Annotated in this window: 10 protein-coding genes, 1 tRNA gene and 1 rRNA gene; 1 reads left to right on the forward strand and 11 read right to left on the reverse strand. The window is 59.8% G+C overall.

Annotation, left to right across the window (positions count from 1 at the left end):
* Positions 1–21 precede the first annotated feature (21 nt).
* From JJ889_RS14985 to nhaA, 3 genes are read right to left on the reverse strand one after another with little or no spacing between them, the layout of a single operon-like run.
* On the reverse strand, positions 22–348 hold the full coding sequence (locus JJ889_RS14985; RefSeq protein ID WP_291896483.1) for a DUF533 domain-containing protein: 327 nt from the start codon (positions 346–348) through the stop codon (positions 22–24).
* Positions 345–674: a DUF533 domain-containing protein gene (locus tag JJ889_RS14990; protein WP_291896485.1), complete on the reverse strand. Its 330-nt coding sequence runs from the start codon at positions 672–674 to the stop codon at positions 345–347. The genes JJ889_RS14985 and JJ889_RS14990 overlap by 4 nt, the downstream gene beginning before the upstream one ends.
* Positions 671–1,876, reverse strand: coding sequence for a Na+/H+ antiporter NhaA (gene nhaA, locus JJ889_RS14995; protein ID WP_291896487.1), 1,206 nt, complete (start codon positions 1,874–1,876; stop codon positions 671–673). The genes JJ889_RS14990 and nhaA overlap by 4 nt, the downstream gene beginning before the upstream one ends.
* Positions 1,877–2,230: 354 nt before the next feature.
* Between nhaA and JJ889_RS15000 the strand changes: the two genes are divergently transcribed.
* On the forward strand, positions 2,231–3,127 hold the full coding sequence (locus tag JJ889_RS15000) for a hydrogen peroxide-inducible genes activator (protein ID WP_291896489.1): 897 nt from the start codon (positions 2,231–2,233) through the stop codon (positions 3,125–3,127).
* Between the two features lie 142 nt (positions 3,128–3,269).
* Here JJ889_RS15000 and JJ889_RS15005 read toward each other — a convergent pair whose 3' ends face one another.
* The 8 genes from JJ889_RS15005 to rrf form a co-directional block, all read right to left on the reverse strand.
* A complete protein-coding gene (locus JJ889_RS15005) occupies positions 3,270–4,736 on the reverse strand; it encodes a S41 family peptidase (RefSeq protein WP_291896490.1) in 1,467 nt (488 codons plus the stop codon).
* A gap of 49 nt (positions 4,737–4,785) precedes the next feature.
* Positions 4,786–5,850: a serine hydrolase gene (locus JJ889_RS15010; protein WP_291896492.1), complete on the reverse strand. Its 1,065-nt coding sequence runs from the start codon at positions 5,848–5,850 to the stop codon at positions 4,786–4,788.
* A gap of 1 nt (position 5,851) precedes the next feature.
* Positions 5,852–6,430, reverse strand: coding sequence for a TetR/AcrR family transcriptional regulator (locus JJ889_RS15015; RefSeq protein WP_291896495.1), 579 nt, complete (start codon positions 6,428–6,430; stop codon positions 5,852–5,854).
* Positions 6,431–7,261: 831 nt separating this feature from the next.
* Entirely contained in the window at positions 7,262–8,782 is a 1,521-nt protein-coding gene (locus JJ889_RS15020) for an IS66 family transposase (protein ID WP_291896497.1), read from the reverse strand.
* 74 nt (positions 8,783–8,856) lie between these two features.
* Positions 8,857–9,204, reverse strand: a complete 348-nt coding sequence (tnpB, locus tag JJ889_RS15025; RefSeq protein ID WP_291896499.1) for an IS66 family insertion sequence element accessory protein TnpB — start codon at positions 9,202–9,204, stop codon at positions 8,857–8,859.
* Positions 9,201–9,602: a transposase gene (locus JJ889_RS15030; protein ID WP_291896502.1), complete on the reverse strand. Its 402-nt coding sequence runs from the start codon at positions 9,600–9,602 to the stop codon at positions 9,201–9,203. The genes tnpB and JJ889_RS15030 overlap by 4 nt, the downstream gene beginning before the upstream one ends.
* 166 nt (positions 9,603–9,768) lie before the next feature.
* Positions 9,769–9,845: transfer RNA gene (locus tag JJ889_RS15035), tRNA-Met, on the reverse strand.
* Between the two features lie 155 nt (positions 9,846–10,000).
* Positions 10,001–10,115: ribosomal RNA gene (gene rrf / locus JJ889_RS15040) — 5S ribosomal RNA — on the reverse strand.

Below are 10,115 nucleotides of genomic sequence, written 5' to 3' on the forward strand. Positions count from 1 at the left end.
GCGATAATTCAACAAACGTATTCAGGCGTATTCGGGCGCGTCGGCGCTGCGGTGAATTTCCTCGACGAGCCCGGCATCAAGCCCCAGGCGAGCAGCGAGGAGTTGCAGATAGGCCCGCTCTACTGCGCCCTGGCGATCGATCGCGACAAGGGACGCTGAATAGATCTCTGCGGCGTGCTCCTCACCCTCAACATCAGCAATAACGGCCTCCATATCCAGCGGGGTCAAAAGCTCCGCCTCGAGGAAAGCGCGGCTCTCCGCATTGATGCCGGCTTCGGTCAGCCGAGACTGTATCCGATCCTTTTCCAGCGCGGTAATTGAACCATCAGCCGTGGCTGCCGCGATCATCGCCCTGACCAGAGATCTTGACCGCGCGTCGAGGCGATCTTCCTCCTGTGCGGACGGGAAAAGGCTGTGCCTGCCGCAACTGTGGAGTAGTCATCGGACGGTGGGGTAGCCCCTCCCCCCTTGCGGCGGGAAATCGCGTGATAGGCCAACCCTCCCAGGGCGGCCACCGCGCCGTACTTGGCAGCCTTGCCCATGAATTTCCGCCCGGATTTGCCGGCCAGCATTCCGGTGGCCAGGCCGGCGATCGCCGCGCCTCCACCAATCAGCGCTGTAGACTGACCCGGGCGTTGCTGGATGGCGGTCAAAATTCCGTTCACGTCAATCATGCGGTTCCTCCAATCATGTCTTCCTTGTCCGAGCGGGGCGCTGGTTTGCGTGCGGCCAGGATCAGTGCGGCAACGCCGCTCAACGCCGACACCAGTGATCCGCCCAGCACACCAATACGCACTTCCGTCATCAGGCTGACATCACTGAAGGCAAGGCCACCAATAAACAGGCTCATGGTGAAACCGACACCTGTGAGGCATGCCAGCCCGTAAAGCTGGGCCCAGCTCACCGCTTCCGGCTTGCGCGCCAGCCCGGTTTTTACCGCCAGCCGGATGGCACCGAACACGCCGACCTGCTTGCCGATGACCAGGCCAAAGGCGATGCCCAGGGTGAGCGGGGTCATAACCGCGGACCATTCAAGTCCAGCCAGAGTGACGCCGGCATTGGCCAGGGCAAAGACCGGCAGGATGCCGAAAGCCACCCACGGGTGCAGGCCATGCTCGAGCCTGTGCAAGGGGCTGGATTTACGAGTACGCAGAGGAATGAAGGCAGCCGTCACGACACCTGCCAGGGTGGCGTGTACACCACTCTTGAGTACCAGCACCCAGAGTACGGTCGCGACAAGCAGGTACGGCCACAAGGATGAAACACGGCTACGGTTGAGCCCGAACAGGATGGCGACACAAGCGAGCGAATAAAACAGCGGTTCAACGACCAGGTTGGACGTGTAGAACAGTGCGATGATTGTGATGGCGCCCAGATCATCAATGATCGCGATGGCCAACAACAGGATCTTCAGCTCGACCGGCGCGCGACGCCCCAGCAACAGAAGAATGCCAAGCGCAAAAGCGATATCCGTCGCGGCGGGTATCGCCCAGCCGGACACGGTCTCCGGACTGCTGTGGTTGAAGGCGAGAAAGACCATCATCGGTCCGACCATGCCGCCAATCGCTGCCACGACAGGCAGCGTTGCCTTGGAGACGGAGGACAGCGCGCCCTCCATCATCACGCGCTTGATCTCCAGGCCGACCAGCAGGAAGAAAATGGCCATCAAGGCATCATTGATCCAAAGCAGGATCGGCTTGTTGATCGCCTGTTCGCCGAAGCCGACCTGCAGGTATTGCTGGAATACCCCTGCATATTGCGCCGCAAACGGCGAGTTCGAGGCGATCAGCGCAAAGGCTGCCGCAAAAATGAGAATGATACCGGCGGCGCTCTCCATGCGCAGGAATTCGCCAATACGCACCAGCGCACGTGTCATGTCTTGGTCCTTTAACTCGATCTACAATTGGGAAACGCCCGACCGGCACACAGGAACGGAGGAGGCCGATCGGGCGTCATCCCTGGCCAGTTATGCGACACGAGAAGTCGGGGCTCGTGCAGCAGGGAAGTCTGGCCGGATGCCCGGCAACTGACAGGGTGGGCCGGGCGCGCCTTGTCTGGATGAGGCGAGTCGTGACGACTTCCGAGCGTGCGGGGACAGGCTTTGGAAGCTGATCCGGAGGTGGCGTTTCTTCGTGCAGATCTCCATGTCGTTGTCGATGAGGAGAAGTTAGTTGTCGTATCGGTTTAGATAAAATATAAGCTTTATATGTTCTGATTAGCTTTTAGCTATATGAAACCGACACTCAGACAGCTCGAATACCTTGTCGCGATCGCGGATACAGGACGCTTCTCCGAGGCGGCCGAACGGCTGAACGTGGCCCAGCCCAGCCTTTCCACCCAGGTTGCCAATGCAGAGGCCCAGCTGGGAGCCACCCTCTTCGAACGCTCGCGAGCCGGTGCCTATCCAACGCCGATCGGAGAACAGGTCATTCGCCGCGCCCGCTACATCCTGCGACAAATGGAAGACCTCAAGGAGATCGCCTCCCACGGCGAGACCGGCCTGTTTGGTCGCGTTCGCCTGGGCGTCCTGCCAACGATCGGCCCCTATCTACTTCCGCGTTGTACCAAGCCCATGCACTCACGATTCCCGGATCTTCGGCTGAGCATCAATGACGCGGCGACCGACCGATTGGCCAGCATGCTGGAGCAGGGCCTGCTGGACGCTGCGGTTTCGACCCTGGAAGATCACCCCGGCTGTGTCGGCGTCACCCTGTTCAGCGAAAAGCTCTGGATCGCCGTCGAACCCGAAGACCACCTCGCCTCCACCACCCGTCCGGTCACGCTCGAGGAACTCAAGGAACGGGGCTTCCTGACCCTGGGTCTCGGACACCGCCTCACCAAACTGGTTCAGGAGCTCGCCTATCGTGCCGGCGGCTATGTGGCTTCGGACTATGAGGGCACCAGTTTGGACGCTATACGGCACATGGCCGCCCTGGGCGCCGGGATCGCGATCCTACCCGACCTCTATGTGCAATGCGAAGCGCGCCGGGATGACAGCCTGGTCTTCCGCCAGATCGAAGACCCGCGCGCAGGACGGGACATCTCCCTGGTCTGGCGCCGGCAATCGCCCATTCGCGAGGGTCTGGAACTGCTGGCGGAGATCATGCAGGAAGCCGCTCAAGGGTAACCGTCCGGCCAACCCGCCCTACCAGGGGCGCCGAGCCTGTCTTACGCTCATGCCGCCGATTTGGCGGCTACCGCACGAACGCCGGGCTTTATCTGACAGGCGCGGCCGGCGCACTCTCATACATTTTTCTCGACCATAACAATCAGTCTGAAACGGCTATTTCTATAGCCCTTCGCAAAACCCGGTCCCGCCCCTCAAGCCAGTCGTCAATAGTCTGCCGGACGAGAATATCGGGAGTGTAACCCTGTCCGATTACCGGATTGCTGACTGCCTGCAAGGTCAGCTGGTACGGCAAACGTACAACAATTCCGCTGTTTGGTAGAGTAAGGAAGAAAATAATCCCCGCGGTCGGCCCCTCCTGGCTTCCGCCTGTGGGCTCGCCCACCAGAACAGCCCGCTCGGACTCCAGCATCGTACCCATAAAGGCTGCGGCACCGGAAGAATTCGAGGCGCTCGTCAATACGATCAACTCGCCATCAAAAGCGCCCTCTTGCGGCTGTAGCAGACCCGTCGCGCCACCATATTCCGGGCGGAGGGAATACCATCCATCGTCCAACCGATAGAAGTATTCGGCCTGCGGGTTGAGGGCTTCAGGGATCCATGTGGATAAATGGCTCTCGAGGCCTGAAAGATCGATCGTCCTGACGCGAATATCACGGACAGGAGCGATCGGCTCCCTGATCAGCCAGGATATTAAACCAAGTTGCGCGTCGGCGGACCCGCCTCCATTCCGTCGCAGATCAACGATTAACGTTTCCGAACCCTCGGTCGCAATCTCCGAGAAAACGCGAGAATAGACCTCATTCGGGTCTACCGGGGAACGGTAGTTGACGAATGTTTCGATGCTCAAGACCGCGACGTCATCTGCCGGGTATTCAACGGTTACAGAGCCCTCATCCGAAAAATTGCGCCATTGCGGTTCGGCTCGTAACGCTTGGCTCTCAGGCCATGTCAATCGATCGACAGCAATTGAAACATTCCCGCCGCTTATCGGCGCAATCTCGAGCTCTACGCGCTCCGAACCTGGATTGAGCAGGGCGTCAAACACTTCAAAGTCAGTCCCCAAGATTTCTCCAGGTCGGGACATTTGGTGGATCCGCACGTGGTCTGTAAAACCGTCTACCGGCACGAATCGTGCCGCTGCTGCGATGCGTTCAGAGACCGGGTCGCCGTCGATAGCGAGAATTTCATCGCCGCGTGCCAGTCTCGCGTTTGCACTTGCCTCGACGAACATCCGCACACTGCCGCTATCGTCCTCGAATAGCTTGAACGTGAAGGGAAGGTAAGTCGCTGTCTCGGTCCGCTCCGCGATCATGGCTTCGGTGAACTCAGCCTTTGTGTGATCGCAACGCAACTCGACCAAAACTCCGGATAGCTGAAGATAAAACTGATCAGCGTCGAGCCCCGCCTCAGCGGCGTGTTCGAGGGCATCCCAATACCTGTCCATCTCATCGATGGACGTGTAGCGACCATAACCAGGATGAACTCGCTCAAGCGCCTGCCGGGCGATCGAAATGTCTTCGCTCAGTGCCTCTGAGGTGAGCGGTTGAGCGAGTGCACCGCCTGCAAACACCACGGCGCATGCCGAGAACAGGAAGTATTTGAACAAGGCGGGCGCTCCAAAGCTCGAAAAAAGGTCAATCCGAATTTGCACGAGCTTACTCCATCAGATCGAGCAAGGTGCTGAGCGCAGCCTGGCCTGCCTGCGGCGTGCCCGAATTGACCAAAACGGCGAATGCGCGGTCCAGCTCTGGATTTATTGCGGCATAGGCATAGTGAGTGCCAGTCGTCCCGACATGGTAAGACCAGTTCGCACCCTGGACCTCACCGTACGCCCATCCGATTGCGCTCTGAGTGCCGGGAGCTGGCGCATGGAGCTCGGCGACGCTCGTTGGGCTTAGACCACCCGAACTAAAGCCTTGTAACCCGCACAAATGTCGCTGGAGATATCTCGCATACTCTTCAATCGTAACCGAAAGATAGCCCGCAGGATGGAGGAATGGGGGAATTTCAGGCTCTTCAAGAGCGTAAACAGCAAGGCCTTCATCTTCCGCATAGTGTCCGAACAAATGCGCTGGATCATCCGAAACTGGGGCGGCCAGTTGCGCGCCTACCCCCCAAGCCTCGAGCACATAGAGATCGATAATGTCCAGCCACCCAAGACCGGTGAGGTGCTCCAGTATGGTCGCAGCCACGACCGGGCCGGCGTTGGAGTAAAGGTAGTCTCCCCGTGCACCAGCGCTCGGGGACTCCAGTGCCAATCTAGCAAATTGAATATGCGGTGCGACCGACGATTCGCTGTCGATTACGAGTTCATCCAGATCCCTGCCGGAGGAATAGCTTGCAATCCCCGATGTGTGCGTAAGCAACTCATAGAGGGTTACATGATAGTTCGGGTTATCCTCATTGAGCTCAAAGGCACCGCTCTCCGCGACTGTCATGTCCCATCGCGCGAGACCCTGATCTATAATCGCCGCTGCGGCTGTAGCGAGGTATGATTTCGCGTTGGATCCAAGGCTGAACCGGCTCTCGGCAAGGGCTTCGGTGGGGAGCGAATGGGAATTGCTGGTGATACCAGACACGGCCGCATCCAAGCTTTCACAGCGGACCAACGCAATACCCGCGGCAGGTATCTGATCGTGCTGCACGATACCGTCAGCTATCGCGTTTGCGGATTCTGGATTCGTCGCCGCAACAAGTAGAGCGAGGGTGAAAGTTATCATACTAACCTCCTTCTGCCGGAGCTGGATTTCGGATTGCGGCTCTGACCAGCGCCACCAGACCTTCGGGCGCATCTTCACGGCCGGCAACACCCATCGAGTGCATCATTGCCCACTTGGTGACCTGACCAATGCACAGGGCGGTCATGGCCTCGACCGACACATCGGTGCGAATGGCTCCGACTGCCTGCCCTTCAAGCAGCCAGCTGGACAATCGGTTGGAGATGGCTTGGTCACCGTAAACCTCGCGAACCCGCAATCCGAACTGCCGCTGATAGTCCTCAAGAAAGAGAAGCGGGGAATGACGCGCCTTGTGGAGAGCAACACTTCCCCGAATATAGGCTTCAACCCGATCGACCGGCCCCACCGCATGTTGCGCATGCTCGTCGACCGACGCCAGAAGCCTTTCATAACATTGCATGTAGAGCATTTCGGCCAATGCGGCCTTGCTGTTGAAGTGCTGATACAGGGCAGGATTCGTCATCCCCGCGCGCGATCCGATATCTCGGATGCTGACAGCGTCGAAATTGCTTTCACAGAACAGCTCATAGGCTGAATCGAGGATCTTCTGCTTTCCGGTCATGGCGGCCCTTAGCGTTTGCTAATTATTAGTTTTTGAGCCGTGCGTGTCGATCCGTCAAGTGGGGAGTGCGACTAAAGGTGCTGTTAGACAAAAACGGATTGGCACTGTCAGGGTGGTGTCAGGCAAAAATGGACCGGTCTCGAAAGATCGGGATCGAACCTAACTCAGGCCGCAAGCTGACGCCATTCGGCCAGGGTGGCGGAGCGGTTTTCCTTGAAGTCTTCGCGGCGGTAGGAATAGCGTTCGAGATTGAAGTGGTTGTCGATGGGGGACTGGACGGAGGCGGCCGACGCCCATGCGGATCGGATAGAGGCGCATAGGCTGAAGCCATCCGGTTGGAGCGCGAATACAGGCGCGGTCCAGGCCGGATGTCGTCCTATCAGGAAACCTCGGTATCATATCTTGGTGAGTGCCGATATCTGGTGCGGGGTTTCGTAGAAGACCGGGGCATTAGAGCCCCGTGGTCCCCGACTATCCGGATGTCAGCCAACTAGCCCGGCGACAGCAAAATTGCGTTCCAGATAAAGAAGCTTCCAGCGCCTATCAGTGGGTAAGCGGCCGCAAGAAGGATCTGTGGCCAATTTCGCTTCCACAACTGCCTTTCGCGGGCAATCTGGTCCTCTGATTTGAGCGTTTGGCTCGAGGCGTCTCGCCTTAGAAAGGGAAACAAGCCGGGTAGGGCAAAAAGGACGACTAAACCAATGAGAAATTGGCGAGCCTGCAGTCCTTCATTGGTTGCCGATCCGCCTGGCCAGATAGCTTCGATCACCCGCATAAACGGAAAGCGTCCGGCCATCCCGTCCTACCAGGTGCGACGCGCCTGTCTTACGCTCAGTTTCGCTGAGCGTAAGACCAGGGCATCAGGTCCTCAAGATGCGTGATCTTGGTATCCGCGATATTGGCCAGGACATCGGTAAGCCAAGTTTGCGGATCGAGACCGTTGAGTTTGGCGGTCTCGATCAGCGTATAGGCAATGGCCGCTGACTTGCCGCCGTCTTCCGAGCCGGCGAAAAGGAAATTTTTTCTGCCCAGGGCGATCGGGCGCATGGCGCGCTCGGCGGCATTATTGTCGAGCTCGGTGGTACCGTGCATCAGCCAGGGTTCCAGCTTCTTCATGCGCGTGAGGGCATAGCGGATCGCCGCGGCAAGAGGCGTCTTGCCGGATACCCGGGTGAGCTGGGTCTGCAGCCAAGCATCAAGCGCCTCGAACTCGGGTCTTGATCGGGCCTGGCGCGCCGCGGCGCGCTGGTCGGGTGGCTTGCCGCGGATCGCATTTTCGATCGCATAAAGCCGGGCAATGCGTTCAACCGCCTCCTGGGCGATGGCCGAACCGGACGCCGTTTGCACATCCACGAACTTGCGCCGGATATGGGCCATGCAGGCCACTTCGATGATCTGGCCGGTGTCGTAGAGCCGGTTGAACCCGGCATAGCCATCGGCATGCATGAACCCGCGATAGCCGGACAGATGATCAGCAGGATGTTCGCCCTTGCGATCCGTTGAGAAGCGATAATGGGCCGCGGGCGGGGCACTGCCCGACCAGCCGTGCTCATCACGGACATACGCCCACATGCGGCCGGTGGCGGTTCGCCCCTTGCCCGGAGCGAGCATCTTCATGGGGGTATCATCGGCGAAGATGGCCTGGCCCTGGCGGACATGGCGTCCGATGGCTTCGGCCAGCGGTTCCAGCAGCCGCGCGGACTGTCCCACCCATCCGGCCAGGGTGGAGCGTTCCAGCTCGATGCCTTCGCGGGCATAGATCTGGCTCTGGCGATAAAGCGGCAAGTGATCGCCATATTTGGAGATGATCACATGGGACAAGAGCCCTGGTCCCGGCCGGCCCTTCTCGATCGGGCGTGAGGGCAGTGCGGCCTGGTGCATGCGCTCACAGCACGAACAGGCCATGCGCGGGCGAACGATGCGGTTCACAACAAAGTACCCCGGCACGTATTCCAGCTCTTCGGTGACGTCTTCGCCGAGGCGTTTGAGATCTCCGCCGCAGGACAGACAGGCCTCGCCGGGCGAGAGGACCTTCTCGGTGCGCGGCAGGTGGGCTGGAAGCGGATTGCGTTTGGGCTTGGCGGGGGCTTCGTCGGCCTCAGCTTCGGCTTCTGCTTCGGCCTGCGCGCTCGCCTGCGCGATCTCCTCGTCCTCCAGCCGCATCTCGAGCTGATCCAGGCTCTCCGAGCGCGACCCGAACTGGTGACGTTGCAGTCCGGCCAGCTGGTGCTTGAGCTTCTCGATGAGAAGGTCGCGATTATAGAGCTCGCGCTCGAGCACACCCACCGCGCCCTTGAGGGCATCGATGTCATCAGGCAGGTCGCTGGAGGTATTGCTCGGTCGCGTTCGCATCGACCATTTTATAGCCGACGCGAGTCCCAGAGAGAACACGGGATATCGTCGCATTTGCAGCAAGTTAAGGGCGATCACCCCGCCGCCAAGGGCCGCCAGGTGTGCTGCGGCATGCGCCAGTCGATGCCCTCCAGCAACATCGCCAGCTGGGCCCGGCCAAGCGCGACCTTGCCGTCCGCAGCCGAGGGCCAGACAAAGCGCCTGCGCTCCAGCCGCTTGGAGAAGAGACCGGCCCCCTGGCCATCCCACCAGATGATCTTCACGAGGTCGCCGCGCCGGCCGCGGAAGATGAAAATCTGACCGGAATGGGGATCTTCGGAGAGCTTGCTCTCGGCCAGTGCCGCCAAGCCGTTAAAGCCCTTGCGCATATCCGTCACCCCGCCGGCCAGCCAGACCCGCGTCTCGGCGGTAACCGAGATCATGCTGCCGCTCCGATCGCCCGGATCACGCGCGTCAGTGCGGCTTCTTCAACATTGCTCTCAACGCGCAGCCGCGTGCCGCACACCAGCGCGATCTCGATAGCGCTGGTGGGTGAAGGTTGAGTGACGGATGGCGTGGACACTGTGGCGGGCTCGACGAGAGAATGTTCTTCGGCATCGATCTCGACCCGCAGAAAGACCGGCTCGACTTCAGGCGAGGCGCACTCGGCCAGGTCCGTGTTGAAACGCGGGTCCTTGCGCCAGTTGAACAGCGCGTTCGCATTCATCTGGTGCCGCCGCGCTGTCTCGGCCACCGACACATCCGGATCAAAGCTCTCCGCTACAACCTGGCGCTTGAACGCATCGGTATAACGGCGGCGCTGGCGTCTCTTATCACCCATGAATAAGTGTCCACTTCGCGATTAAGCGGACACTTATCGCCCGCACAATGCGCGCAAGTCTGACGACGCGGTCGATGGCGACAAGGGCGGGTTCGCCGGACGGTTACGCTCAAGGCGCGCTGAAGCCACGAAAAAACCCGCCAGGCATCGCCTGACGGGTTCTTGTTGGGTGCGGGGGTAGGATTTGAACCTACGACCTTCAGGTTATGAGCCTGACGAGCTACCGGGCTGCTCCACCCCGCATCAGGGTGAGGAACTTCTAGGCCTCACATCGCTCCTCGTCAACTCCGGCACAGTTTGAAAACTGTCGTTAAGCGACTGGAAGCAGAGACAAAAACACCCTGCATGACGCAGGGCGTATTAAACATGTTCACGAGGGTATTGGATCTAGCGAGCAGACCGGGCAGCGACCTACTCTCCCACGTCTTGAGACGGAGTACCATCGGCGCTAGGGGTCTTGACGGCCGTGTTCGGGATGGGAACGGGTATGGTCCCCCTGCAATAACCACCCGG

The sequence above is a fragment of the Maricaulis sp. genome, assembly GCF_017643475.1.
Classification (GTDB): Bacteria; Pseudomonadota; Alphaproteobacteria; order Caulobacterales; family Maricaulaceae; genus Maricaulis.